Here is a 26,716-nt window from a genome sequence, read left to right on the forward strand (position 1 = left end):
TACCACATTTACCTTAAATGCTTTACTATAATTGGACATAAAAACACCCCGGAAGTTAGATTTTCACTCTAACTTCCGAGGTGCGCTACCTCTATGAGACTTTTTGATAGTTTGTGACTTATATCGTATATCCTTAAAAATGGTAATATGCAGAATTTTTAACACTCAAGATTCAAACAGGATATCTACATGAGTCACTTATGCTCTTTTCCCATTTGCGGTAAGATGGTTTTTGCTACTTTTTCATCTAATTCTTCATATTCATAATATTTAATGGTTTTATACAACTCTTCCCGTGATTGCATATCTTCAAGCAATCTTTTTTGAGTACCGTGTTCCATAATTTCACTGAAAACACGTTCATAAGCTTTGGCTGCCACACGTAAGGAGGTGACTGGATATATAACCATATCCATGCCTAATGCCTGAAAGTCTTTTCCCGAGAAATACGGGGTTTTGCCGAACTCAGTCATGTTTGCAAGTAACGGCCCGTCGATAACCGAAGAAACGTAACGGAAATCATCTTCACTCGTCAAAGCTTCCGGGAAAATAGCGTCAGCTCCGGATTCTAAATACCGGTTTGCACGCTCCGCGGCTTTATCCAACCCTTCTACTGATTTAGCATCGGTGCGCGCGACTATTATGAGCGTCGGGGCGACTTCTCTGATTATGCGGATCTTTTGCATCATTTCCTCTGTATCAATCAGTTTTTTTCCATTCAGATGCCCGCATTTCTTCGGTAGAAGCTGGTCCTCTATCTGAACTGCCGCTACTCCTGCTTCTACCATCTCTCTGGCGGCTCTGGCCACATTAATGACACCACCATAGCCAGTGTCAATATCGACTAGCAGAGGCAAATCAGAAGCGCGTATGAGTTCTTGTGATTTCTGTGCCATTTCATTCGAATAAATGAGGCCGAGATCCGGGAGGGACTGGCTGGCTGTATAAGCTGCTCCTGATAAGTATAGTGCTTGGAATCCGATATCTTTTGCAATCTTGGCGGACATTCCATCATGAGCTCCGGGAATCTTCATTATTTCTTCCTGAAGCATCATTCGGCGGAACGAATCTGCTCGTTCCGATTGAGTAGACTTAGGTTCGACGATCCATGACATTGTCATTTCCTCCTAGCGTGGTTTATATTCTGAATTGGTCCATGAACTTATTGACGCTTGTTTCCTTAAGTCTTTCATAATCACTGCAAAGATTGTAAATTTGTTTCACTTGGCGTTTTGAGAAGCAGACGGTGAGATTGTCATGAAATTTATTCAGCAACAAAGGCAGTCCTTCATCGCGACGGCGCCGGTGGCCGATCGGGTATTCAATCGCCACATTATCTGTAGAGCTGCCATCTTTGAAGAACACTTGTATTGCATTGGCAATAGAACGTTTATCCGGGTCGAGATAGTCTTTACTGTACTGTTCGTTTTCAACGGTAACCATCAACTCCCGCAAATGATCAATAGCAGGGTTTTCAGCTACGCTATCTTCGTAGTGGTCTGCAGTGAGGGTCCCGTAAAGCAAACCGATAGCTGTAATGTATTGCAAGCAGTGATCCCGGTCTGCCGGGTTGTGGAGGGGACCTTGTTTATCAATGATGCGGATGGCGGATTCGTGGGTTGTAATCACTACCTGTTTAATGTCCGCTATTCTATCTTTGACTTGCTCATGCAGAGCAATAGCCGATTCAGCTGCCGTCTGGGCATGAAATTCGGCGGGGAAGGAAATTTTGAACAGTATGTTTTCCATGACATATGAATTGAAAGATCGACTCAAAGTCAGTTCTTTTCCACTGAACAGAACGTCCTGGAATCCCCAGCCAGGGGCGGAAAGGGCAGTTTGATATCCCATTTCACCATTCATTGTCATCAGAGCTAAACGAACTCCACGAGCGGTCGCGTCTCCGGCTGCCCAGGATTTTCTCGATCCCGTATTGGGTGCGTGTCGATATGTACGAAGACTGGAGTTATCGATCCATGCTTGAGACACTGCATTTATAACATCTTTTTTGTCGCCTCCCAGCATAGCAGTCACTACAGCTGTGGTTGCAACTTTGACGTAAAGTACATGATCGAGACCTTCCCGATTCAAACTGTTTTCGAGCGCCAGGATACCTTGAATTTCATGAGCTTTCACTATATTTTCCAGTATAACATGCATGTTAAGGGAGTCGTTCCCTTCTGATAATCGTGTTCGACTGATGTAATCGGATATTGCCAATATGCCTCCTATATTATCAGAGGGGTGTCCCCACTCAGCGGCCAGCCAGGTATCATTATAATCAAGCCAGCGGATCATACATCCAATATTGAAAGCTGCATGGACCGGGTCCAGTTCATAAGAGGTGCCTGGCACACGTGACCCATTCGGAACTATTGTACCTGGAACAATCGGCCCTAGATGTTTTGTACACTCCGGATAGCGCAGGGCTAAAAATCCACAGCCCAGAGTATCTATTAATACATAGTGAGCAGTCTCCAGTGCTTCTTGACTATCTATTTCCCCTTCCACTGCATATTCAGCAATCTTCTCCAACACTTGATCTGTGGCTGGTGTTCTATTTTTGGTGATTTCCTTCATTGAATTCTCCGCCTTTCATTGTAATGATAAGATTTCAATATTCCGAATAGCCGGGATGGCCTTATTTTTTATGGATGCAGATTCCGTGGTCCCGTATAAAGTACCCTTGGTCTGAATAATTTATTGGTGTTATACTGCTCTGCTACGTGAGCACACAACCCGAGGGTGCGGGCTGCAAAGAATATGGGGGTGTATAAATCGATTGGAATACCCAACAAATAATAAACAGGAGCTGCATAGTAATCCAGGTTCGGGTAAAGGCCTTTTTCTTCTTTCATTACGCTTTCTCCTACTTCACACATTTCAAATAGGTCCTCCCGGTTTTTATCCACCGAAAGCTCACGTAAGGATTCTTTCATTAAGGCAGCCCTTGGATCCATTTTTTTCATATAAACCCTGTGACCGAAACCCATGATTTTCTCTTTTCGATTTAACTTATCATAAAGAAGAAGACGAAATCCTTCTGAGGTTTTTCCTTCTACAAGCATTTGCATTACTGCTTCATTTGCTCCACCATGGAGGTTTCCTTTCAAAGAAGCCACAGCTCCTGTGAGTGCCCCGTAAATATCGGCATTCGTCGAAGCGATGACCCGTGCTGTGAAGGTTGAATTTGGCATCTCATGTTCACTGTACATCATTAGTGACTGATCAAAATAAGCTACTTCCCGGGTAGTGGGTTCTTTCCCTGTAATCATATACAGAAAGTTAGCGCTGTAAGATAACTCCTTTTTCGGTTCGATTGCAGATTCCTTATGAAGAATATGATAGCTGTTGGCTACGATGTTTGAAATTTTAGCTAATAGTTTCACAGCAATATTATTGATAGTATCCTCTTGACGCTTGTCTATATCCTTGTCATATCCGGCTAAGGCCGAAATTCCTGTTCTTAGTGCATCCATCGGGTGAGTATCCTCCGGGAGTTTTTTGAATAGGGAAAAGAAAGAGTCAGGAAGAGTATATTCCTTTTTCATTTCCTCTTCGAGAGAATTGCGTTCCTGTTCATCAGGAAGTGATCCACGTAACAAAAGTTGAACTAAGTCAATGTACTCTTTACTATTGGCAAGTTCAATCAGTTCATATCCGCGGATGACGATTTCTTCCGCATCAACATCCAAATAGGAAAGCTCAGTTTCAGTTGCAACAACACCATCTAAACCTGGCGTGTACGTTGAATATTTTGTCATAGAAAGCCTCTCCTTTTAGTAAACGTTTTCAAAAATGCTCGTGTTCTTGAAAAGAACGACTCTTATCCGAAAATATCTTTTCGAATAAGGCGATAGGCTTGTTCAAGGTTTTTATAGGCCTCATTCTCTTCATCCCCTTTAGGAATCTCCGACTTTAACCATTCATAGGTTTCACTTAAAGTAGCGACTTCCAATGAATATAAGCGGTTCATAATACACGTTCGAAAAAGATCTAAATAATGCTGAGTAGATTTAACCAAACAGAACACCTCTGATCCAGTAAAAATAAAACCAATAAAAAAACAACTTCTTGAAAGAAGTTGTTAAGTTGAGCTACCTATTGATAGGATACAGGTATTATACTTTGACATACCTATCCCTGCTTATCCGCTCGGACTTAACACCTCCTATCCTCGTAGGTACTGATGTTCGCTGAAACAGGCAGGTCTCCTGGCTTATGATCATCGATCCCTGAATCCTTCCCACTCTTATTATCCTTAAGAGCAGTGGTATCTCCAGTTCACTATCAAATACAGTTGCGGGACAGCATCGGATTAACACCGATTTCCCTTTTAAGCGAATAAGAGTCAAGGACTTATTCGCACCTGATTCAGAATTAGTATTCAATTGTAACATCTATACTATAGCAAATATTTTTTCAATTAACAATTATTTCTAATGAATATCCTTGATTTAAAATTAAATCAAGGACTCTGTACTGCATAGTAATCATAAATGAGAAGTTTTTCTGCTCACAAAAATCGGGAATTATTTTTCTCATCGATGATTATTTTAATAGTGAATTAAATCCGAAGCAGGAACACCTAGAATTATTGAACCTGTTCATTGAGGACTATTGTTGTAATGGTAAGCGTAAGTAGGGGCTGCTATTTCACTAATGAAATTATCAAGTAACGAGGCGGAAGGTTTCATTTGAATGAAAAAGGTTAGAGAAAGAATAAAATATGAAACATTTCAAATCTAGAGGTATAGGGAACTTTTGAGAATCACTCTATTTGATCACTTGAAACCTTTCAGTGCTCATAACCGTAGGAAGTAGGAAGAGAGCGAGGGGAAACCATGAAAAAAATCATACTCATGCTGAGCTTACTGATATTTATTTTTCCTATGCATGCGTTCGCGGTGGAATACGACATTGAGAAAACTGCTATTACGGCAGAACTGCAGGAAGATGGAACGGTACACGTGGAAGAGCGGCATACGTATCAATTCGAAGGAGAGTTCAGTGGAATATCAAGAACGCTCATACCTAAAGACAATGCAGTGATCGAAGATGTGAAGGCTTTTGAACAGGGGAAAGAACTCGAAGTGGAACAGGAGGATGAATTGTATAAAGTTCATCGTTCCGGTGAAGACGAAACAGTATCGGTCAGGCTTACCTACTCTATAAAGGGAGGAGTGGAAGTATATTCGGATGTTGCCCAGTTCTACTGGCCGTTTTTTGACAGCAGTAACGAATCGGATTATGAAAATATGACGATTACGGTTGTACCACCGGAGCCGTCCGAAGCAAAAGCGGCTTATGGTTATGATGCCGCTTATCATACCGTAGACAGCGGTTCCGACGGCACAGTGGTTTTCGATATGGGGAAAGTGCCGGAAGGGAAGAACGGAGACATACGCGTCGCTTATGACGCCGCCCTTTTTCCGCAGGCAGAGCTGTCCAGTGATGAAGCCATGCTGACGGAAATCCTTAATGACGAAGCGAAGTTGAATGAGAAAATGATTGCCAGACAGGAGCGTCACGAATTGTGGAGCGGCCTCGGTCCTTATATAACAGGAGCTTTTTTCCTTTTGGCATTCGTCCTGTTCCTCGTCGGTTTTCGGAGAAGGAAGGAGACGCTGCGGGAAGCGGAACGTAAGAGAAGCGGCACCGGCAGATTCCCGGAAACTACAATGAGCCTGCCCGCAGTGCTTATGTTCGGCAATCATGGTCAGGTGACGATTCCTATGATGACGCCTGCCCTGCTTGAGCTTGTGAGGAAAGGAAACGTCGAGGAAGGACCGGAGGGGGAATTCCGGGCAGTGAACCGGGAAACCGATTACCCCCATGAGACGCTTCTGATGAACTGGCTGTTCGATGAAGTGGGGGAAAACGGGACGTTTAAGGTGGAGGATCTGGAAGAATACCTTGAAGACGAAGATCATATTGAATCCTACCAGGAGAACTTCCGTTTGTGGAGCGAAGCGGTGAAACAGGAAGTGAAGCAGTACGACCTGTATGAGGATAATACGAAAGCCCGCTGGGCGGCCGGAGTGGCGGGGCTGGCCATACTGCCTTTTACGATTCTGTTTCCAGTCTATGAAGTATTTATCTGGATGACGGCTGCGATTGCGTTATTCTTTTACTTTCTCATTTTCTCTTTACTTTATCGTCCTCTTACGTTTGAAGGGCAGCGGCTCAAACAGGAGCTCGAACCGCTTAAAACGGGGGATGAATGGCAGCAGTGGGAAGAGAAAGATCAGATATCCGCCTACCTGTATCAGGTGGGCGCAGGGAAAAGAAAATCGGACGTCGATCTGCCCGCAAGTGCCGTAACTGTGAACGATCTCGCCATGTTTATGATACTTGCAGGAACGCTTGATCAGAGTTTCCGGCAGGCCGATCAGACTGCTTCCGTTTCGGCTGCGACTACAGGCGCCGGAGCCGGTGGTGGTGCCGGAGTAGGTGGGGGTGGCGGTGGTTCAGGTGCTTTCTGATACGCCGATTCGATTCTCAACACGTACACTTATAAACCGTTAAATTTTCAATTTAAGCACGAGCCTCTTCAGGGGCCCGTGCTTTTTTCCATTCACTGAAAACCTGTGTTATCATCGTTCTAATAAGGGTATAGTTGAATATAAAAGATAAAGAGGGTACATATTTATGATTTTTGTGATTATTTCATTGATTATCGGGTTCCTTACCGCTTTCATCGGAAGTATAGCCGGTCTTGGCGGCGGAGTGATTCTAATACCGTCCCTGCTGTTCCTGTCCGATTTCTTCGAAGCTTTTTCGTGGGTTACTCCTCAAAAGATTGTGGCGATATCTCTCATTGTCATGATTTTCACCGGGATGTCTTCAGCCCTTTCCTATATTCGGCATAAGAGGGTCGATTTTAAACTAGGGGCTCTGTTTCTTATCGGAAGTATCCCGGGCGGCATATTCGGGGCGTACATTAACGGTTTTCTCAATGCGGATGTATTTTCCCTCATTTTTGGAGGAGTTATGATTTTCGTATCCCTTCTTTTCTTCCTGCCGAGGCGCCAGGGCTCCACGCCTCTCTTCAAGAAGGGGATGAAAGGAGTCCGGACAGTAGCCGGGGAGGAGTATCACTATACGGTTCCGATTACTCTCGGTCTTGTCCTCGCTTTCGTGGTCGGGACGTTATCCGGACTGCTCGGTATCGGAGGCGGATCGCTCATGGTGCCGGCGATGATTCTGCTGTTCCAGCTGCCTCCGCATATTGCCACAGCCACCTCGATGTTCATGATATTTTTTGCCGTAATCCCGAGTTCCGTGACGCATATCGGTCTCGGTCACGTGGACTGGTATCGGACGCTGTTCTTTATTCCGGGAGCGTATCTCGGCGGCACGGTCGGGGCGTACGTGAATCGTAAAATGAATGCGAAAAGTATAGAATGGGTGCTGCGCATTCTTCTGATTGTCGTAGGTATCCGTCTGATTTCTCAGGGATTATGATAAGGAGAAGAGATTATGATAGAGAAAATATTTATTTACTATACGAGCGATTTGCACAGTTATTTCGAAAAATGGCCGAAACTCGCCGGTTATATCGAAGAGAAACGGCGGGAGCATAGAAACAGAGAAGAAGCTTCTTTCGTATTCGACAACGGGGACCACGTAGACCGCTTCCACCCCGTGGCAGAAGGACTGAAAGGCAAAGGGAACGTGGAATTACTGAATGCAAGCGAATATGATGTAGTGAACTTCGGCAACAACGAAGGCATCACCCTTGCGGAACAGGAACTTTACCATCTGTACGACGAAGCGGACTTTCCGGTAGCCTGTGCGAATGCTTTCCCTATGTCAAAAGAAGATCCGGACTGGCTGAAGCCTTACGTCATCAGGGAGACTGCGAGCGGTGTGAAACTCGGCATCATCGGGCTCACTGCTCCTTTCCGTGTATTCTATCAGCTGCTCGGGTGGAAAGTGGAGGCCCCGGAGAGAATGATGGACAGGTATATGGAGGAAGTGAAGGCACAGAGTGATATCGTGGTTCTTCTTTCCCACCTCGGTTACCACACGGACCGGCAGATGGCTGCCGATTATCCCGGACTTGACGTAATCATCGGAGGTCATACTCATCACCTTCTTCCGGAAGGGGAGAAGCACAATGGCGTGCTGCTTACGGCTGCTGGGAAGCACGGAACACATCTCGGTGAAATTTTTATAGACTGGGATCATTCGAAGCAGAAACTGGTGAATAAGGAAGCGTACACGGTCGCATCCGATACGCTTGAAGAAAGTGCGGAAGTGAGAGAAAGGCTCGAGAATTTAAAAGAAAAAGCGCACCGGCGTCTTTATTCGACCGTGGCGGAACTGAAAACTCCTCTGACAGCGGACTGGTTCCATGAGACACCGCTGATGAGAGAACTGACGAAGGAACTGCGCAGCTGGACAGAGGCAGATATAGCTATGCTGAATGCCGGTGTCATTCTTGAAGGACTGGATGAGGGAGCCGTGACGTACGCGGATCTGCACCGGATCTGTCCCCACCCGATGAACCCCTGCAAGGTCCATTTGAGCGGCAAGGAAATCGTCGAAGTCGTCCGCTCCGCCTACACGAAACAGGTGACGGAATTTCCGCTGAAAGGGCTCGGGTTCCGCGGAGAAGTGATCGGTAAAATGATTTTTGAAGGTATTGAAATCGAAACGGCCACTTCCCCGGGCGGAGGCGAACACGTGCGTAAAGTATGGTTCGACGGTCAGCCGATCGAACGGGACCGCTGGTACAGTCTGGCTACAGCAGATACGTTCAGTTTCGGGAAGTTTTTCCCGGAAATCAGTCATAGTGCGACGAAAACGTATTACCTGCCGGAAATGCTTCGCGATCTGCTGCTTGAAGTTGTGCAGTCCGGAGAGTATTCTTCCCGGTAACGGTATCGAGGGCGTCGTCGTCCATTTTTTAGTAATAAGCCGGTTTAAAAGAATTGCTGGAGACGGCAATTCTTTTTTGAAGCTTAAGTCCCCTTGCAATAGGGAAGGGAAGCTGATAGAATTTAATCCGAATTGAATACGCGTGACCTTATCGCCACGATGAGGTAGAGGTGCAGGACATATCAGTATCGGGAACGAGCGTGACAGCGAAGAGCCCCCGGGAAAGGATGCCCTGCCGAAGTATGGACGGATCGTCATACCTTCCATGCTGGTACATGTTTGAATAAAAGATGTACTGTCATGCATGTTACATGCATGGTGCGCTACTGATCGCATGGAGGATAATCATATTGCTGAAGCAATGATGGATTATTTTCTGTCATTGTTTTTTTATATGCAAAAAAACTTCGATTACTCCTATGTTCATGTAGTCGATCCATGCCAAAAAAATTTTGGAGGTACGACTTTATGGAAGGAACAATCTATTCTCTTATACCGGCCGTTCTTATGCTTATTCTGGTCATAGCGACCCGGCAGGTTCTGCTGTCTCTCGGTCTCGGAATTCTCATCGGAGCGTTTATGCTTACCGGGTTCGACGTAACGGGAACTCTCAGTCTTCTGTGGCAGGAATTCTATACGATTTTCTATACGGACGGGGCACTGAATATCGGGAACCTGTACCTGCTCTCTTTTCTGCTGCTGCTCGGCGTCATGACCGCGTTCATGACCGCCTCCGGCGGAAGCAGGGCGTTCGGGAAGTGGGCAATTTCCCGCGTGAAGACGAAGCGGAGTGCTTCTTTAGTGCCGGCAGTGCTCGGTATCATCATTTTCATCGATGATTATTTCAACGCTCTTGCCGTCGGTCAGGTAGCCCGGCCGGTTACCGACAGACAAAAAGTGTCGAGAGCTAAACTCGCTTATTATATCGATTCCACTTCGGCTCCGGTGACGGTGATTTCTCCTATATCGAGCTGGGGCGCCTATATCATCGGTACAATCGGTACGATTCTCGCTGCGAATGAAATAACGGATATCGGGGCGTTCGAAGCGTTCATCCAGATGATTCCTTATAACTTCTACGTCTTTGCCGCGCTGCTTCTCGTCTTCCTCACTATAATGCTGAAGCTGGACCTCGGTTCCATGAAAAAGCACGAACGAAGAGCGGAGGAGACGGGGGAACTGACCGATCCGAAGCATACGGATATACCCGGGGATCTGAATGAAGAGTTCCATCCTCATGATAATGGACACATCAGACACCTGCTCGTGCCGATTGCCGTCCTCGTTGTGATGACAGTAGGGCTCATGATATTTACCGGCGTCCGGGCCAGTGAAGGTTCTGCGGATATTTTGAGTACGTTCGCCAACACGAACGTCAATTTCTCCCTGTTTTACGGAGGACTGACAGCGGCTGTCGTAGCGATTCTGATGTACACCGGTCTCCCTTCCGGCAAGTCTCCACTCCGGAAAGTGCTCCTGGAAGGAATCAAAGCGATGCTTCCGGCCATTTATATTCTTGTACTGGCATGGATGATCGGTTCAGTGATCGATCAGCTGAGTACGGGTGAGTATCTTGCCGGGCTCGTGCAGGCATCGAACCTGAATGTCGCCTATCTTCCCCTGCTTATTTTCTTTACGGCAGGGTTTATGGCTCTCGCAACTGGGACGTCCTGGGGTACATTCGGGATTATGCTTCCGATTGCAGGGGAAATCGCTGCAGTTACGGATCCGTCCTTCATTGTACCGGCACTGTCCGCTGTTTTGGCAGGTTCCGTGTTCGGGGATCACTGTTCCCCGATTTCTGATACGACGATTCTTTCTTCAACGGGAGCCGGATCCCATCACATTGATCACGTGCTGACCCAGCTACCTTACGCTATTATTGCAGCGGTCGCCGCTTCGACGGGATATTTCCTTTTTGCGCTGCTGGAAAGTGTGCTGGTACCGCTGCTTGCGACTCTTTTAGTAGTGGTTGCAGCCGGTTTCCTGTTCAAACCTGAAACGAATAGCTGAATGCCCCTAAAGACCGACGTGTGTCGGTCTTTTTGTTTATGTTGGATTGTCTAAAGTTTCTTTTGACATAGTTGAAATTTCCCATTATACTTTATACAAGATTACAGAATAATCTCATTTGTCCGAATTTTTTAAATTTTAACCATGGGGGACAGGTGAAGTCTAAAGGGAGGTCTTTTCTATGGAAAATCGCTCACAATGGGGCACCCGGGTAGGGTTCCTGCTTGCAGCGATGGGGTCGGCTATCGGCCTTGGTAACATCTGGCGTTTTCCGGCTACAGCTTATGAAAGTGGTGGCGGTGCATTCATCGTTCCTTATCTATTCGCGCTACTCACTGCCGGGATTCCGCTGTTGATTATGGAGTACACTATCGGTCACAGGTACAGAGGATCCGCTCCGAAATCCTTTGCTACCATCAACAAAAAAATGGAATGGATCGGCTGGTGGCAGGTGCTCGTCGCGTTCGTCATTTCGACGTACTATGCAGTCATCATCGCCTGGGCACTCATGTATGCTTATTATTCGATCGGTCTGTCCTGGGGGAGTGATCCGACGGCTTTCTTCGTGGGAGACTTCCTTAATCTTGCAGACCCCGGTCAGCTTGGCGGTCTCGTACCTAAAGTACTCATCCCTCTCGTTATTGTATGGGCTATAGTGCTCGGAACACTGTCTCGGGGAGTCAAAAAAGGGATTGAAGTCGCCAACAAGATATTCATCCCGGCTCTCGTCGTTCTGTTTCTTATCATCGTCGTTCGGGCTGTAACGCTTCCCGGCGCAATGAACGGTCTGAACAGCTTTTTCGAACCGGATTGGAGCCGAATACTGGATGCAGAAGTATGGATTGCTGCTTACGGGCAGATTTTCTTCAGTTTATCCATCGCTTTTGCAATTATGGTAACGTATGCCTCCTATCTGCCGAGAAAGTCCGATATTACGAACAACGCATTTATTACCGGTTTTGCGAACTCATCTTTTGAAATTCTTGCAGGAATCGGGGTATTTTCCGCAGTCGGATTCATGGCTTTCCAGTACGACACGACTGTGGCAGGCCTGGCAGCCGAGAAAGGGGTCGGAGGGATAGGACTTGCTTTCATGGTGTTCCCTGAAATCATCAGTCAGATTCCGGGCATACCGGGACTGTTCGGTGTCCTGTTCTTCGCCTCTCTCGTTCTGGCAGGGTTCTCCTCTCTAATCTCGATTTCGGAGACATATGTAGCCGCTGTATCCGAAAAATTCAATATTTCCCGTCAGAAATCAGTAATCTTCGGCGGAGGAATTGCAGCTATTCTTTCCCTGCTTTATGCAACAAGAGGCGGATTGAACATACTCGACACCGTCGACCACTTCATCAACAGCTATGGCGTGGCTCTTGCGGGTCTTGTCGAAGTAGTGGCTGTCGTGTGGTTCGCAAAAGAACTGAAAGCTCTTCAGGAGCATGCGAACTCAAGCTCTGACGTTATGCTTGCCGGCTGGTGGCGATTCTGTCTCGGTGTCATCACGCCAATTGTACTCGGGTTCCAGATGGTCCAGAACCTTACTGGTGAACTTGCAGAACCGTACGAGGGATACCCGACGGATTTCCTTATCTACTTCGGGTGGGTGGTGGCATTCGCTGCTATCCTGATCGGTTTTGCTTTCTCCATGAAGAAATGGCCACAGGGAACGGCGTTTGAAGACCCGACTAAGCCTAACCACAAGGAGGGGTCACTCTGATGGCTATAGTTATGTTCATTCTTACCATCACCATCATTTGGGGCGGACTTGCTCTAAGTATTACCAACGCTGTACGGAAATCCAAAAATTCATAGGATACAGGCGGTCTGCACTTGGTGCAGGCTGTTTTTTTATATGGGAAATACCCGGGAGGTGGTCGTTACCTTTTTCTTCGGAGTGTGGAATTATGGTATACTGGCAACAGTGTAAGAGGTGATAACATGTTGGAATTGTTAGGTAAACAATATGAAATTTTAGAGGATCACCGCAATGCGGTGGAAGAAGAGTCTATTGAACAAAGAGCAAGCGAGATACTAGGGAAATACGATTTCATCGTAGGTGACTGGGGATATGGTCAGCTCAGGCTGAAAGGGTTCTATGATGATCAGAACCAGAAAGCGACGTTCGATACGAAAATAAGCACGCTCGAAGATTATTTGTACGAGTACTGTAACTTCGGTTGTGCCTATTTTGTACTGAAACGCATTGATAAGTAGAAGGAGGAGGTGAATGCGCGCCCCTCTTATTTCTTATGAGAAACCGGGAAAGGTGTGAAACGGAATGTATTTTGTGAATCGTGAAGAGATTGATAACCTTCTCATCTACGTGGAAGAACTGATCCCTGAACTGCAGCAGGCAGGGATGGAGACCACTACGGAACGGCTTGCTCTGGAAAGAGCTACCCACATGAGTGTGGAAGTGATGATTGATGTGGGGAATAAAATGATCGACGGCTTCATCATGCGCGATCCGGGCAGCTACCATGATATTATCGATATTCTTATGGACGAAAAAGTTCTACCTTATGAAGAGGAGAATCAGTACAAGAGGATCATCGATATGAGAAAGGCAGTCGTGCGTGAGTATACGACCGTTTCCCATGAACGTCTGTTAAGCGAGTGGAACGAATGCCTCGGGTCTTTAAGACAGTTTCCGGAGCGTATCCGTCACTATTTGAATGCCGAACTGGGAAGTGTTTCGGCGTTTACGAAGGAGTGACAGCAATGAAAAAGTACAAAGGACTGCTGATCGACCTGGACGGTACGATGTATCGGGGGAACGAAGCGATAAAGGAAGCGCCCTTTTTCGTCGAAGAGTGCCGAAAACAGGGCATCCCCTACGTATTCCTTACCAACAACTCCTCGAGACAGCCTTTGCAGGTGGCGGATAAACTGAACGGGATGGGGATACACGCCCTTCCGGAGCAGGTATACACGTCCAGCATGGCGGCCGCCGCTTACATACAGCGCACGTTTCCTGAACCGGACGTCTTCATGATCGGAGAAGAAGGGCTCGAGTCAGCCCTGCTTGCAGGAGGCGCGACGCTTACCGAGGAGAACGCTGACGTGGTCGTCGTCGGTATTGACCGCGAGTTGTCGTACGATAAATTGAGGAAGGCTGCGCTGAATATCCAGAACGGAGCGGTGTTTGTAAGTACGAATAAAGACAGGGCGATTCCGACAGAAGAGGGAATGCTCCCCGGGAACGGAGCGATAACGGAAGCGATTGCTCTCACTACCGGAATCAGCCCCGTGTATGTCGGGAAACCGGAAGCGTTGATTGTGGAAGAGGCGCTGGAAGTGCTCGGTGTGAGTAAAGAAGAGGCGCTGCTTGTTGGGGATAACTATGAAACGGATATATCAGCCGGCATCCATGCGGGAGTGGACACACTGATGGTAGAAACAGGAGCGACCTCGTTCGAAGACTTGAACGAGGTCGCGAGTCAGCCCACTTATAAAGTGAAGAAACTGGATGAGTGGACGTTTTCCTGAGGCCCTTTATTCGTCGTTATCACCTGCAGCACTGTGGGCCAGCCTGCTGGAAGCAGCTGCTGCGATAGCCCCTACGATGTCATCGAGGAAAGTGTGGCATTTGCCGGACGATTTATCGTCCAGTTCTTTCAGAATGCCGGGTTTCTGTTTGTCGATGTAACCATAGTTGGTGAACCCGATGGAACCATAGACGTTCACGATGGAAAAAGCGATGATTTCATCGATGCCGTACAGACTTTCGTCGGTTTCGATTGTACTCTGAAGCGGTTCTTCGAGCTTATTCTCTTCTGCGAGCTTGTCCATTTGAATACCGGTGATAATGGCATTCTGTACTTCTCTTTTATGAAGGACTTTCTGGACGTTTTCCCGGCAGTCTTCCATCGTCAGACCTTCGTGATATTTCGCCTGAAGATAATAGACGAGATCCGCAATGTCATCGATTGATACACCGCGTTCTTTCAGCCACGCCCGTGCCGTCTGTTCCAGTTTGGTAATTTTATCACTCATTATAACTTCCTCCTAACGACTCAGTACAATTTTCTCTTTCCCTGGTTTATATAGGAACAAACCCGTGAATAAAGTATAACAAAGAGACAGACCGGATGTCTGTATCAAGAATGGGGGACTTATACATGCGAAAGCCGAAAGTATTGATTACGAGACCATTACCGGAAGAAGTCGTTGCTCCTTACCGTGACCGACTCGACATTGATATGTACGACATCGACCAGCAGATCCCGGAGGAGGAGCTGAAAGCGAAAAGAGGAGACATTGATGCTCTTGTTCCGATGCTGAGCGAGAAATTGGATGATGACTTTTTCCGGAACACGTCCGCCAAAATCGTAGCCAATCTGGCCGTCGGTTTTGATAACATTGATGTGGAATCAGCGCGGAAGAACGGGGTGACCGTGACGAATACGCCTGATGTTTTAACCGAAACGACAGCTGATCTTACGTTTGCTCTTCTGATGAATACCGCAAGAAGAATCAGCGAAGCTCAACATTACATAAAAGAAGACAGGTGGAAGCAGTGGTCTCCGCTGCAGCTGGCCGGCACGGATATCCACCATAAAACCGTCGGTATCGTCGGAATGGGACGCATCGGAGAGGCAGTGGCTAAAAGAGCCGGAGGTTTTTCGATGGAAGTGCTCTATCACAACCGTTCCCGTAACCCCGAGGCGGAAGAGCAGACAGGGGCCCGGTACGTTTCTCTCGATGAACTGCTTCAAACGTCCGACTACGTCGTCTGTATGACTCCGTACACGGAGGAAACCCATCATATGTTCAATGATGAAGCGTTCCGTACCATGAAAGACACCGCTTATTTCATCAATACCTCCCGCGGGAAAACGGTGGATGAAAAAGCTCTGCAGCACGCTCTTGAGAACGGGGAAATCAGGGGATGCGGCCTTGATGTGTTCGAAGAGGAGCCGATTTCTGCAAATCACCCGCTTCTCGGGTTGAAAAACGTGACGGCCACCCCTCACATCGGTTCGTCAACAACAGAGACGAGGTATCGCATGATGCAGCTCTGTCTCGACAACGTCACGCGTGTCACTGCGGGGGAGAGTCCTCTCACCCCGGTCACGTGAACATAAAAAAAGAGAAGGGGAGCCCCTTCTCTTTTTACGTAATGTATAATCAGAATACCTGCTCGACTTCGTAGATGCCCGGAACTTCCTGGCTGAGAGCCCGTTCGATTCCGGCTTTCAATGTAATCGTTGAACTTGGGCAGTTACCGCACGCTCCCATAAGGCGCAGGCGGACGATGCCGTCTTCTACGTCTACAAGTTCCACGTCCCCTCCGTCACGTAACAGAAATGGGCGCAGTTTATTCAGGACTTCCTGGACTTGTTCGTTCATATCCACTTGTTGTTGCATATCAACTTTCCCCTTTCGTGATGATGTTATCTATACTATATCACAAATGTAGCATCCATAGCTTTGGAAGATGAGAACTATTATCATTTTATCTTTTCTCAATAGTTTTGTAAAATGAAAGTAACCGATAAGGAGGAGAGGCCGGTGAATAAGGAGAATGTAACTATCACTGTGTACGGGGCGGATCAGCGCTGTGCGAGCTGCGTGAATGCGCCGGGGTCGAAAGAGACATATGAGTGGCTCCAGGCAGCCATCGGTCGCAAGTATGGAAATGAAGAAATCACTTACCGATACATTGATATATTTACTGCAGAAGAAGATGAGTACACCGAAAAGATTATGGAAGACGAGCTTTTTTATCCACTGGTGCTGGTCGAAGGAGAAATAGCCGGAGAAGGAGACCCGCGTCTCAAATCCGTCTATCAGCATCTGGAAAAGCACGGTCTTTCGGCACAGGAGGGATAAATTGAATCCTCTTATAGAATTTTGTGTAACGAACCTCGCCGACGGTTCCCAGGAAGTGAAAGAGAAGCTGGAGAAGGACCCGGATCTGGATGTTCAGGAATGGGGCTGTCTGAATCACTGCGGGATGTGTGCCATCAAAAATTACGCTCTCGTCGAAGGACAGCGGATATTTGCTAATTCTCCGGATGAACTGCTTGAGAAGATTTATGAATACCTTGAGGAAGAAGAGCTGATATGAATGGATTGAACATTTACTGATCAGCCTATATACTGATAGTAGAAAGGAGAGGTTCCGAATGGTTCTGAATATTACGGAAGCTGCAATTTACAGAGTGAACGAAATGCTGCAGGAAGAAGACTCTCAAGATAAATACTTACGCTTCGGTGTCCAGGGCGGAGGATGCAGCGGTCTTTCCTATAAGCTCGGTTTTGAAGAAACAATGAATGAAGAACTTGATATAGTAGAAGAACACGACGGCCTTCAGGTCATCATCAATAATCAGGATGCTGCAATTATTGAAGGGACGAAGATCGATTTCAAACAGAACATGATGGGTGGCGGGTTCACGATTGATAATCCGAACGCCATCGTATCGTGCGGCTGTGGATCATCCTTCAAGACAGCGACAAACGCAGGCACGCCGGACCCGAACTGCTGATTGCCGATTTCAAAGTTCGTTTTATATTCGTTTGAGGGAAACGACCCTCTTTCGTGTCTTCACATAATACACCTTCTTAGCGAACGGAACATTCGTCAGGGAGGTGTATATTTTTGTGGATTTATACCTAAGAAAAAAGCGGACTCCCTTGCCCTGGAAAAAACCGGGAAAATAAACTGAAGCTAACGTTGTGGGAGAAGATAACCTTAGTTATCTTTTTATTGGTTACAAAAAAACTATATACCAATTACTTAAATGTCCTGGAACTGAACGCTTCAGTTGAATAAAAAGAAAAAACTTTAAAATCTCTGTAAGATTTCGTGAGGTTGTGCGTCTAATATGTAGGAGGTGAAAAAGTGACCGGGCTGGAGGAGATATATAAACGGTATTTTAAGGATGTTTACTTATTTGTTTATAGCTTATCAAAGAATCGACATGTTGCCGAAGACATTACTTCTGAAACATTTTTGAAGGCTATCGACGCACTGGATTCATTTGAAGGAAAAAGCGACATAAAAGTATGGCTTTTTCAAATTGCTAAAAATAGTTATTACTCTTATTTACGAAAAAATAAGCATGTAGTAAACAGACAGGAAATTCCTGAAGAAACAGATGATACAAGTATAGAAAAAAAGGTTTTGGATAAGGAAGAATCGATGCGTATTCATAAAATTATTCATGCACTACCGGATACTTATAAAGAAGTAGTTACACTGAGAATGTTTGGAGAATTAAGCTATAAAGACATTGGTGAAATTTTTGGAAAAACGGACAATTGGGCCTGTGTCACTTTTTACCGTGCCAGGAAAAAAATCAATGAAAAAATGAGGGAGAACAAATGAAGGTAACGTCTTGTAATGTAATTCAAGATCTTATTCCTCTGTATGCAGAAGACATGCTTAGTGAAGATTCAAAAGAATTAGTAGAAATCCATCTGGACGAGTGTAAGGAATGTAACGAGTATTTAAATGAACTTAAGACGACAGAAAAGGGACATTTTCCGATAGAGACAGATTCTCGTCCGTTGAGAAAGATTCAGACTACTTTACGGAAAAAGAAATGGCAGACGATTATTTTTTCCGCACTGCTCACTCTTTTGATTGGTGTCCTTGCAGTATCTTTTTTGACAGCTCGTGAATACCTGCCATATTCAGAAGAAGTAGTGTCAGTCAGTGAAACAGATAACGGCTCAGTTCTTGCCGTTTTTGATGATGAGGTGGCCGGCTACGATCTTGAAACTTATCCAGATAAAAGTGGAACGGGTTCGATTTATCATTTGACGGCCTGGGAGACGAGTTGGCAAGACTTTACTAATAATGAAGGAAACGCGCCGATTGTATTGAACCCGGATGGTGAGTCAGTGGAGTCTGTGTATTACTATCACACTGACGGAAGCCAGGATCAGCTTATTTATGGAGAGGACCAGCATTCGGGAGGGGGCGTCGTTACATTGCCAAGATTGTCTTTGGCTTATTTCTCAGGGTTAGCAATGATTGCACTATTGTTCTGTGTAGGACTCATATTCGCTGTTCGTTCGAATGAAACCTGGGTCGCACGAATAACCAATGTAACTTTTCTTCCGTTATCTTATTTACTCGCTCAACTCATTGTAGTTGGATGGAATACCACGACATATTCAGTAACAAGAGACTTCACAGCTATTTTATTAGTTGCTATCTTATTATATGGGATTCTTTCGATAGGTTCAAAATGGGTGAAAACACGTTTAATTAAATGAAAAAAGTATAAGGAGGATAAACGTATGTTTAGTTGTGAACGGTACACGTTCTCTGTTCACCTCAGTAAATGAAAGAATAAGAGTAGTAGAATTAAGGAAGTAGTAATCTTTGAGATTGATGGTATCTTATTTCACACAGAGAGAAGCGTTGCACCGGAGACTGGACAAACTGTGATTAAGCGAACGAGACCTCGAAGGGGAAACTTAATTATGAATGAAAATAGTACATTGAAAAATCAAAATGATACAATTGCCGGTATAATTGCAATGTTTTTAATAATAGGTATGGCAATTACCGATGTTCCATTCCATTTGAGCGTGATTGTATTTATAAGTATTTTTTGATTAATTTTATATGGAGTATCTCAGAAAGAGAAAATAGGAAAAGCGGGGCTTATAAAGAATCATTCAAGATTTTATTAATAATGCTTCTGGTAACAGCTGCTATAGGTCTATGGAGAACTATATTTAGTTCATTTTATTGAGAATACTTCATGTCTTTTCAATAATTTATAAGTGTCCTGGGAAAGAAAAAGGATTAGAGAACTGTGCTGAAGAAATAATTAAAGAAGTGTAAAAGATCCGGGTGGAGCTTATATACTGTTACCAAGTAGAGCTTTATAAGGGTACTAACTTATAATAGCAATGACTCTTTGGGGAGGGGGACTATATGAACTGGCCAGTAATAAAAGACAGAAGATGGATGATATTGCAGTCAACCTCGATTTTTTTGGCAATCATTGCATTAATATTGGCAGTAAACAACAATAGTTACTGGGTGGTATTTTCTGCTCTTTCTATGCTACTGATGGTTATAGGTGTGGATAGAGCAGCCAAAATAACACATGAGAAACCTGAAATTGCAGAAGGTAAACACCCTTGTAAAAGACAGTAAGTTAACTTTTAGCATTATATAGAAATAAACTCTTACGTAATTTCTTTAGAATTATTATGAAAGACCTGATGTACACTCTTGTAGATAAGGGTTTGTCAAAAGAACATCCATCACCTAAATTATGTGAGAAAATTCAAAAAGTGTTTGAAAGCGCTTTATAGAAATGGTACTATTTTAATAAACACCGATTGGATCTGCATTTTGTAACGGCGGTTCGCTTTTATCCGGGCGGGCTATCCTTGCAAAAGATGCCGGAGATTCGGAGGAAACTTAATGTATGAATCACAGACGTGTTACATAGTGGGTGAATCCAAATCACCCGGGAATAATGCCATTACGAAAAAATATGATTCCTTTTTTGTCGGATTTGTCGTGGATATGAACAGTAATGAAATCGTCGATGTCGAATGTACGGCCATGCTGGACATCACCGTCCATTTTGTCCACAGTCTGTTCATCGGGAAAAAGATGACGGACGGGGAAACAGTCGAACAGGCGATTACGACGCGGTATTTCGGCTCCTCCAAAAAAGCACTGATCGTTGCTTTTAAACAGGCACAGCTGAAGTACTATGACATTATGAATATATGATACCGATTGCTTTATCTCACTGATCGTGGATAAAATCCAGTCGACAAGAAGCGTATTCTTGCCGGCTGGTTTTTTGTTTTTATACATAATATCAATCAAGGGGGAGAATCATTATGATCGAAAGTGGATTTCTTTATCTGGGAGTCATCATAGGTCTGGCCGGACTGGTAGCTTTTCTAGAATCATCAAAAAGTAAATTTTTCAAATACGTGCCGGGTATCGTGCTTATTTACTTCGGAGGTGCGATTCTGAAGACGACAGGCGTCATCGGTTCTACAGAGACTATTGACAGTACATATGGGAATGTCCGGGACATTCTGCTGCCGATGCTTATATTCCTGATGCTCATTAACTGTGACTTGCGTAAATTGAAAAAACTTGGTCCGAAGATGCTGATCGGTTACTTTACAGCTGCTTTCAGTATTATGCTCGGATTCGTCGTCACGTACCTGCTGTTCCAGGGGTTATATGCTGAAAATACGTGGCAGGCCCTGGGAGCTCTTGCCGGAAGCTGGACGGGCGGCTCCGCCAACATGGTTATCATTCAGGGGATCCTCGAAGTGCCGGAGAATATTTTTGGTTACGCCCTTATTATGGATACTGTCAACTATTCCTCCTGGGTCATGATTATGTTCTGGCTCGTTCCATTCGCGGCCCTTTTCAACAAATGGGCTAAGTCCAATACCGAACATCTCGATGAAATCACCGCTGACCTCGTGGAGGAGGATAAAGAGAAGGATGCGAAGAATATTACTTTCGTCCACATGCTCGGTCTTTTATCCATAGCCATATTCGTTTCCGCAATAGCTGCCGAGATCGGCGGAGTGCTCCCTTCTTTCGGTACTGTCGTTAACGCGACGACGTGGACGATCCTCATCGTTTCCATTATCGGTGTGCTTCTTGCTATGACGAAGCTTGCGAAAGTTCCGGGTTCGATGGATATCGCAAACGTCTTCCTTTATATCGTTATCGCTTTAATCGCTTCTCGTGCCGATTTCTCCCAACTGGGACAGGCACCGGTGTATATCATTTCCGGTTTCGTGATTCTCGCTGTGCACGCGATCATTATGTTGCTTGCCGCTAAAATTTTCAAACTGGATCTGTTCACACTCGGTGTTTCGAGTCTTGCGAATATCGGCGGTATGGCGTCCGCACCACTGCTTGCAGGAGCTTACCACAGATCGCTTATACCGGTCGGGGTCCTGATGGCGCTCGGCGGTTCTTTCCTAGGAACGTATGGTGGACTGCTGGTTGCCGAAGTGCTTTCGATGTTGTAGGGGAGGAGCTATATGAAAATAACTGATATCGTATGCGAAAACAGAACTGTTTCTTTGAAGCGGCCTTTTAAAACAGCCGTCCGTACCGTGGAAAACATTGAAGTAATGGATGTCTTCGTGAAAACAGAAGAGGGGATCGAAGGGTACGGGTCGGCGACGGCTTCCCTCCAGGTGACTGGAGACTCTCTGGAAGGGATGAGAGCGGCCGTGGAAGGACCTGTCCGGGATGCCCTTATGAATGAGGATATACAAAAACTGAACCATCAGCTCATTAAATTGGAAAAAAGCTGCATCCATAATTCGAGCGCGAAAGCGGCTGTGGATATAGCTCTCCATGATGCTTTCGGAAAGTATAACAACCTCCCCATATATAAAATGCTGGGCGGGGAACGAGGAGTGCTTGAGACGGATATGACCGTCAGTGTAGACGACCCGGCTCTCATGAAACAGGAAGCGGTCGCAAGAGTCCGGGAAGGATTCGATGTTCTTAAATTGAAAGTGGGCATGGATGAAAAAGAAGATTTTAACCGTCTGCTGCATGTGAAAGAAGCGGTGGGAGAAAACGTTCGCCTTCGTCTTGATGCCAACCAGGGGTGGACGGGGAAACAGGCCGTCCACTTTCTGAAACGGATAGAACAGGAAGACATCAACGTGGAACTCGTCGAACAGCCTGTTCCGTCTCATGATCTGAAAGCTCTGAAATATGTGCGTGAACACGCCCACGTGCCGATCATGGCCGACGAGAGCGCTTTTTCTCCGAGAGAGGTACTCAGGCTTGTGGAAATGGATTGTACCGACTACGTGAACATTAAACTGATGAAAGCCGGGGGATTGAGAAGAGCAGGGCAAATCGCTGACATCTGCGAGAGTGCAGGCGTACCCTGCATGATCGGAAGCATGATGGAATCGACTGTTTCGGGAACGGCGGCTGTTCACCTTGCTATGGCCCACCCGAACATAACGATGTACGACTTAGATGCCCCGGCCTGGATGAATGATGAAGGTTTGAAAGGGGGGATGAGCTACGAAGGAAGAGAAGTGACGTTGAACGAACGCCCCGGGCTCGGTTTTTATTAATCTTTGGAGGTGGTTATTGATGAAAAATAAACTTTTATGGATAACGGCTGTATTGCTGCTCAGTTTCGTTTTCACTTCTGCTGTCCAGGCAGAGAATAAAGAGAAGTACGTTGATGTCTCCGTAGCTACGTTGTGGAGTGAACCTGCTGAGACAAGGGATGTTGATGCTCCGGCAATCAGTAACCCGGTCGATATGCGGGAATGGACGGAGAGCATGACGTATGAACAGAAACTGGGACTTGTCGGTAAATTGCAGACGCAGGCTCTTTATGGACAGAAAGTCACCATCCTTGAAGAAAAAGGGGACTGGGTGAAAGTCGCCGTCCACGGTCAGCCGACACCGAAAAATGAACTCGGCTACCCGGCCTGGATGCCGAAAGAGCAACTGGCGGATGAGAAAAGGTACAGCACTTTAAAAGATAAGAAGCCGTTTGCACTCGTCACATCTCCTACTGCTCATCTTTATGACGATAAAAACAGAGGAAAGGAATTCAAAGAAATCAGTTTCAATACGAAACTTCCTGTCGTAACCCAGGCTGGAGATTCCATGCTGGTGGCTACTCCGAGTGATGGAATGAAATGGATGAACGAAGAGGATGCTTCCGTTTATAACAGTGAGGAAGAAATCCCTGAAGCGGACGGTGAGGACCTTGTGGAAACGGGGAAACAATTCCTGGGGCTGCCGTACTTGTGGGCAGGTGCTTCCGGTTTCGGGTTTGACTGTTCAGGCTTCACGCACACCATCTTCAAATCCCATGGAATCTCAATACCGCGAGACTCTTCCGTACAGGCGGAAAACGGGACTCCTGTAGCAAAAGAGGATCTGCAGAAAGGAGATCTGCTGTTTTTCGCTTATGACGAAGGAGAAGGATATGTCCACCACGTCGGTATGTATATCGGAGACGGGGAGATGATCCACTCCCCTAATTCGGCCAGTACGGTAGAGATCATCGACGTGTTCGAATCGGACTACGCCGTCGAATTTGCAGGTGCGAGAAGATATCTGGATTAATGTAACGTAACCCTCCGGCACTTTTGCGGGAATAAATTACGTGTTGCTTACGATGATCCAAAACGTTGAAGCTTTAAAGAAGCCTTGAGGAAATTAATTTTCCTTCAGGCTTCTTTTTATGAGAACAGCTTTATTCACATTAAAAATGCGTGCTATGGTTCAGGAACCCGTTTTAATGAAATATGTAAAGAGAGGTTGAGGACGGGACACCGTCGCCTGCATAATAGAAAGCATCATAGCAATTACGCGAGGAGAGGGACGTCAATTGATATCGAATGAAATTGCACAGATGATTGTAGACAGAACCATGGCTATTCTTTCTTATAATATCAATGTCATGGATGAAAAGGGGATAATTTTAGGGTCTGGTGATACGAAGAGAAGAGGGACCATACATGAAGCAGTGAAGTATAGAAAGCACCCCGAAGACAACCTGGAGATCCACCCGGAGGAAAAAGAGAAATGGAATGGCGTCGACCAGGGAATCAATTTACCTATTTATTACGGTAACCGTACAATCGGAACCGTAGGGATAACCGGGCCGCCCGGGGAAGTGAGGAAGTACGGAGAGCTCGTAAAAATGACAGCAGAAATGATTATAGAGCAGAGGTACCTGCTGGATCAGGTTCAGTATGATGAACGGATTCGCAGGGAATTTCTGTATCAGTGGCTGGAAGACACCTATGCCAATGACCGGGAATTTAAACGGAAAGCGGATATGCTCGGGATCGACCTTAAACTCCCACGGATTGTTATATGCGTTTTTCCGGATTCTGAAAAAAACAGCCGGGACCATCTGGATCAGCTGGAACGAAAAATCAAAACACATCTAAAGACACAGGAGCTGGCTACTGTGCTCGAAGATAGAATCGTGATCATAAAAACGATTGCTCTGTCAGAGGAGTACGAAACGAAGTTAAAAGAATGGATCCGCTTTTTACATCTGCCGTCCAGTTACGTAGGGACTCCGGCTTCTGAAGCCTCGGAAGTTGCCCGTTCCTATCAAAGAAGCCTGATGACGAGGAAGACTGCTGCAGCAACATCAATGAAAGATGATGTTGTATTTTACGGGCAGCTGTCCCTGGAGGTGCTGCTTTATGACTTGTATCAAAACGACGGGTTTTCGGTACATCAATCCGATGAACCGCTCCCGGAAGTACTGATTGCCACTTTAAAGACGTATGTAGAATGTGACGGAAAATCTGCAAAAACGGCTGACGAATTATACATACATCGAAATACACTCCAGTATCGTTTTGCAAACATCCTAAATATTACCGGCAGGGATCCACGGAACGTGAGGGATTTGTTTTATTTATATGCAACCCGTGTCTTTTTACACAGCTTCAAAGAACAGGAGGACTTAATACAGTAAAATGATAGCGGTTTAATTTGTGCAAACGACTGATGATTTCTTTTCGGAAGGCGCTTACAATGGGAGGAGAGTTTTTAAGCGAGGAGTGTTTAAAGTGCCTGTAACAACTGTTGGAGCAATCGGTGGTCTGGTTTTAGCCATCGTAATGATTTTAAGAAGAGTACCGCCCGTGTATGCGCTTATCACCGGAGCTCTGGTTGGAGGAATTGTCGGCGGGGCCGGTCTCACGCAGACAGTGGAGCTGATGGTGGAAGGGGCAGAAGGGATCATCCCTGCCGTGCTGCGGATCCTTGCAGCCGGTGTTCTGGCCGGTGTTCTGATCGAGTCGGGAGCGGCAAACTCCATCGCGAATGCTGTTGTGGAGAAACTGGGTGAGAAGAAAGCTCTCCTCTCCCTTATTTTAGCGACGATGGCGTTGACTGCCGCAGGTGTGTTCGTGGATATAGCGGTAATCACGGTGGCGTCGATTGCATTGGCGATTGCTTACAAAGCGGGTTTGTCCAAAACGGCCATATTACTTGCTATGGTGGGCGGGGGGAAAGCAGGGAATATTATGTCCCCGAACCCGAATACCATTGCCGTTTCGGAAGCTTTCAACGTTCCATTGACTTCCGTAATGGCCGCAGGAATCGTACCTGCCGTCTTCGGTATTTTCGTTACATATATTATGGCTCAGCGCCTTGTAAAAAAAGGTAGTTTCGTCGCTGAGAGAGATCTGGAAGAAGGAGAGGATAAGAGGCTTCCTCCGGTCACACTCGCCCTGATCGCGCCATTAATTGCAATTTCCTTACTCGTTCTCAGGCCAATTGCCGGTATTGAAGTCGACCCTATGATCGCGCTTCCCGCAGGAGGGCTGGTCGGGGCGATCGCTATGGGCAAATGGAGGTCGATCAATTCGTTTATCATTACCGGCCTCAGCAAAATGTCAGCAGTCGCCGTACTCCTTCTCGGTACCGGAGCCATCGCGGGGATTATTTCGAATTCCACACTGCAGTATCTGCTGATAGATACCATCGAATATTTAGGGCTGCCGAGCTACGCATTAGCTCCTGTTTCCGGAATTTTCATGGGGGGAGCGACCGCTTCCACGACGGCAGGATCCATTGTTGCAGCAGAAGTCTTCAGCGGGACACTGCTTGAAATGGGCGTCAGCGGCCTGGCAGGTGCAGCGATGATCCACGCCGGGGCGACAGTAATCGACCATATGCCTCACGGAAGCTTCTTCCACGCCACCGCCGGCAGTGTACTGATGAGTATCCAGGAACGCGTGAAGCTGATACCTTATGAAACTGTCGTAGGTTTGACGCTCGCTGTCGTATCTACACTGATTTTCGGAGTGTTTCAATTATTTTAACGGGTAC

28 protein-coding genes and 2 riboswitches are annotated in these 26,716 nt (G+C 46.1%); of the genes, 23 read left to right on the forward strand and 5 right to left on the reverse strand.

Annotated features, from left to right (window positions below):
* Positions 1-194: 194 nt before the first annotated feature.
* The 3 genes from prpB to mmgD form a co-directional block, all read right to left on the reverse strand.
* The gene (prpB, locus tag AAV35_RS03795; protein WP_008587240.1) at positions 195-1,115 is read right to left on the reverse strand and encodes a methylisocitrate lyase; all 921 of its coding nucleotides are present in this window, start codon (positions 1,113-1,115) and stop codon (positions 195-197) included.
* A gap of 22 nt (positions 1,116-1,137) precedes the next feature.
* Positions 1,138-2,580 carry a bifunctional 2-methylcitrate dehydratase/aconitate hydratase gene (locus AAV35_RS03800; protein ID WP_008587242.1) on the reverse strand — a complete coding sequence of 481 codons (1,443 nt, stop codon included), beginning with the start codon at positions 2,578-2,580 and terminating at the stop codon, positions 1,138-1,140.
* 68 nt (positions 2,581-2,648) lie between these two features.
* Positions 2,649-3,764, reverse strand: a complete 1,116-nt coding sequence (mmgD, locus tag AAV35_RS03805; protein ID WP_008587244.1) for a citrate synthase — start codon at positions 3,762-3,764, stop codon at positions 2,649-2,651.
* A 423-nt stretch (positions 3,765-4,187) separates the two neighbouring features.
* Positions 4,188-4,388, reverse strand: a riboswitch (cobalamin riboswitch).
* Positions 4,389-4,844: 456 nt separating this feature from the next.
* Between mmgD and AAV35_RS03810 the strand changes: the two genes are divergently transcribed.
* The 9 genes from AAV35_RS03810 to AAV35_RS03850 all read left to right on the forward strand — a co-directional run bounded on the left by AAV35_RS03810 (position 4,845) and on the right by AAV35_RS03850 (position 14,385).
* Positions 4,845-6,485, forward strand: coding sequence for a DUF2207 domain-containing protein (locus AAV35_RS03810; protein ID WP_008587246.1), 1,641 nt, complete (start codon positions 4,845-4,847; stop codon positions 6,483-6,485).
* Positions 6,486-6,651: 166 nt separating this feature from the next.
* On the forward strand, positions 6,652-7,467 hold the full coding sequence (locus AAV35_RS03815) for a sulfite exporter TauE/SafE family protein (RefSeq protein WP_008587249.1): 816 nt from the start codon (positions 6,652-6,654) through the stop codon (positions 7,465-7,467).
* Between the two features lie 15 nt (positions 7,468-7,482).
* A complete protein-coding gene (locus AAV35_RS03820) occupies positions 7,483-8,886 on the forward strand; it encodes a bifunctional metallophosphatase/5'-nucleotidase (protein WP_008587252.1) in 1,404 nt (467 codons plus the stop codon).
* A 157-nt stretch (positions 8,887-9,043) separates the two neighbouring features.
* Positions 9,044-9,220, forward strand: a riboswitch (Lysine riboswitch).
* Between the two features lie 134 nt (positions 9,221-9,354).
* On the forward strand, positions 9,355-10,899 hold the full coding sequence (locus AAV35_RS03825) for a Na+/H+ antiporter NhaC family protein (RefSeq protein ID WP_008587254.1): 1,545 nt from the start codon (positions 9,355-9,357) through the stop codon (positions 10,897-10,899).
* A 181-nt stretch (positions 10,900-11,080) separates the two neighbouring features.
* Positions 11,081-12,613 (forward strand): sodium-dependent transporter, encoded by a 1,533-nt coding sequence (locus AAV35_RS03830; RefSeq protein WP_008587256.1) that lies wholly within the window; start codon positions 11,081-11,083, stop codon positions 12,611-12,613.
* A complete protein-coding gene (locus AAV35_RS03835; protein ID WP_008587259.1) occupies positions 12,613-12,708 on the forward strand; it encodes a methionine/alanine import family NSS transporter small subunit in 96 nt (31 codons plus the stop codon). The genes AAV35_RS03830 and AAV35_RS03835 overlap by 1 nt, the downstream gene beginning before the upstream one ends.
* A 126-nt stretch (positions 12,709-12,834) precedes the next feature.
* Entirely contained in the window at positions 12,835-13,110 is a 276-nt protein-coding gene (locus AAV35_RS03840; protein WP_008587262.1) for a YutD family protein, read from the forward strand.
* A gap of 64 nt (positions 13,111-13,174) precedes the next feature.
* Positions 13,175-13,612 carry a DUF86 domain-containing protein gene (locus AAV35_RS03845; protein ID WP_008587265.1) on the forward strand — a complete coding sequence of 146 codons (438 nt, stop codon included), beginning with the start codon at positions 13,175-13,177 and terminating at the stop codon, positions 13,610-13,612.
* Between the two features lie 5 nt (positions 13,613-13,617).
* A complete protein-coding gene (locus AAV35_RS03850; protein ID WP_008587268.1) occupies positions 13,618-14,385 on the forward strand; it encodes a TIGR01457 family HAD-type hydrolase in 768 nt (255 codons plus the stop codon).
* 6 nt (positions 14,386-14,391) lie between these two features.
* On the opposite strand, the gene AAV35_RS03855 is transcribed toward AAV35_RS03850, so the two are convergent.
* Positions 14,392-14,892, reverse strand: coding sequence for a phosphatidylglycerophosphatase A family protein (locus tag AAV35_RS03855; RefSeq protein WP_008587271.1), 501 nt, complete (start codon positions 14,890-14,892; stop codon positions 14,392-14,394).
* Positions 14,893-15,017: 125 nt separating this feature from the next.
* On the opposite strand from AAV35_RS03855, the gene AAV35_RS03860 reads away from it, so the two are divergent.
* Positions 15,018-15,977, forward strand: a complete 960-nt coding sequence (locus AAV35_RS03860; RefSeq protein WP_008587273.1) for a 2-hydroxyacid dehydrogenase — start codon at positions 15,018-15,020, stop codon at positions 15,975-15,977.
* A gap of 49 nt (positions 15,978-16,026) precedes the next feature.
* Here the strand turns inward: AAV35_RS03860 and AAV35_RS03865 are convergent, their stop codons facing one another.
* On the reverse strand, positions 16,027-16,266 hold the full coding sequence (locus AAV35_RS03865; RefSeq protein ID WP_040608998.1) for a NifU family protein: 240 nt from the start codon (positions 16,264-16,266) through the stop codon (positions 16,027-16,029).
* Between the two features lie 144 nt (positions 16,267-16,410).
* Here AAV35_RS03865 and AAV35_RS03870 point away from each other — a divergent pair, with 144 nt between their 5' ends.
* The 13 genes from AAV35_RS03870 to AAV35_RS03925 all read left to right on the forward strand — a co-directional run bounded on the left by AAV35_RS03870 (position 16,411) and on the right by AAV35_RS03925 (position 26,709).
* Positions 16,411-16,731, forward strand: a complete 321-nt coding sequence (locus AAV35_RS03870; RefSeq protein WP_008587277.1) for a YuzD family protein — start codon at positions 16,411-16,413, stop codon at positions 16,729-16,731.
* Between the two features lies 1 nt (position 16,732).
* Entirely contained in the window at positions 16,733-16,969 is a 237-nt protein-coding gene (locus AAV35_RS03875; RefSeq protein ID WP_008587279.1) for a YuzB family protein, read from the forward strand.
* A 58-nt stretch (positions 16,970-17,027) separates the two neighbouring features.
* Positions 17,028-17,390 (forward strand): HesB/IscA family protein, encoded by a 363-nt coding sequence (locus tag AAV35_RS03880; RefSeq protein WP_008587281.1) that lies wholly within the window; start codon positions 17,028-17,030, stop codon positions 17,388-17,390.
* 356 nt (positions 17,391-17,746) lie between these two features.
* Positions 17,747-18,232: an RNA polymerase sigma factor gene (locus AAV35_RS03885; protein ID WP_008587283.1), complete on the forward strand. Its 486-nt coding sequence runs from the start codon at positions 17,747-17,749 to the stop codon at positions 18,230-18,232.
* Entirely contained in the window at positions 18,229-19,128 is a 900-nt protein-coding gene (locus tag AAV35_RS03890; protein ID WP_008587286.1) for a zf-HC2 domain-containing protein, read from the forward strand. The genes AAV35_RS03885 and AAV35_RS03890 overlap by 4 nt, the downstream gene beginning before the upstream one ends.
* Before the next feature lie 210 nt (positions 19,129-19,338).
* Positions 19,339-19,473: a hypothetical protein gene (locus AAV35_RS14610; protein ID WP_272947605.1), complete on the forward strand. Its 135-nt coding sequence runs from the start codon at positions 19,339-19,341 to the stop codon at positions 19,471-19,473.
* A 325-nt stretch (positions 19,474-19,798) separates the two neighbouring features.
* Positions 19,799-20,023, forward strand: a complete 225-nt coding sequence (locus tag AAV35_RS03895; RefSeq protein ID WP_008587288.1) for a hypothetical protein — start codon at positions 19,799-19,801, stop codon at positions 20,021-20,023.
* 273 nt (positions 20,024-20,296) lie between these two features.
* Positions 20,297-20,614, forward strand: coding sequence for a DUF3870 domain-containing protein (locus AAV35_RS03900; RefSeq protein ID WP_008587290.1), 318 nt, complete (start codon positions 20,297-20,299; stop codon positions 20,612-20,614).
* Between the two features lie 113 nt (positions 20,615-20,727).
* Positions 20,728-21,891 (forward strand): DUF819 family protein, encoded by a 1,164-nt coding sequence (locus tag AAV35_RS03905; protein WP_008587292.1) that lies wholly within the window; start codon positions 20,728-20,730, stop codon positions 21,889-21,891.
* A gap of 12 nt (positions 21,892-21,903) precedes the next feature.
* Positions 21,904-22,968: a dipeptide epimerase gene (locus tag AAV35_RS03910; RefSeq protein ID WP_008587294.1), complete on the forward strand. Its 1,065-nt coding sequence runs from the start codon at positions 21,904-21,906 to the stop codon at positions 22,966-22,968.
* A 19-nt stretch (positions 22,969-22,987) separates the two neighbouring features.
* Positions 22,988-23,980, forward strand: coding sequence for a C40 family peptidase (locus AAV35_RS03915; protein WP_008587296.1), 993 nt, complete (start codon positions 22,988-22,990; stop codon positions 23,978-23,980).
* Between the two features lie 265 nt (positions 23,981-24,245).
* On the forward strand, positions 24,246-25,355 hold the full coding sequence (locus AAV35_RS03920; RefSeq protein WP_008587298.1) for a CdaR family transcriptional regulator: 1,110 nt from the start codon (positions 24,246-24,248) through the stop codon (positions 25,353-25,355).
* Between the two features lie 94 nt (positions 25,356-25,449).
* Positions 25,450-26,709, forward strand: a complete 1,260-nt coding sequence (locus AAV35_RS03925; RefSeq protein ID WP_008587300.1) for a GntP family permease — start codon at positions 25,450-25,452, stop codon at positions 26,707-26,709.
* Positions 26,710-26,716: the final 7 nt, after the last annotated feature.

Source organism: Salimicrobium jeotgali (assembly GCF_001685435.2).
Classification (GTDB): Bacteria; Bacillota; Bacilli; order Bacillales; family Halobacillaceae; genus Salimicrobium; species Salimicrobium album.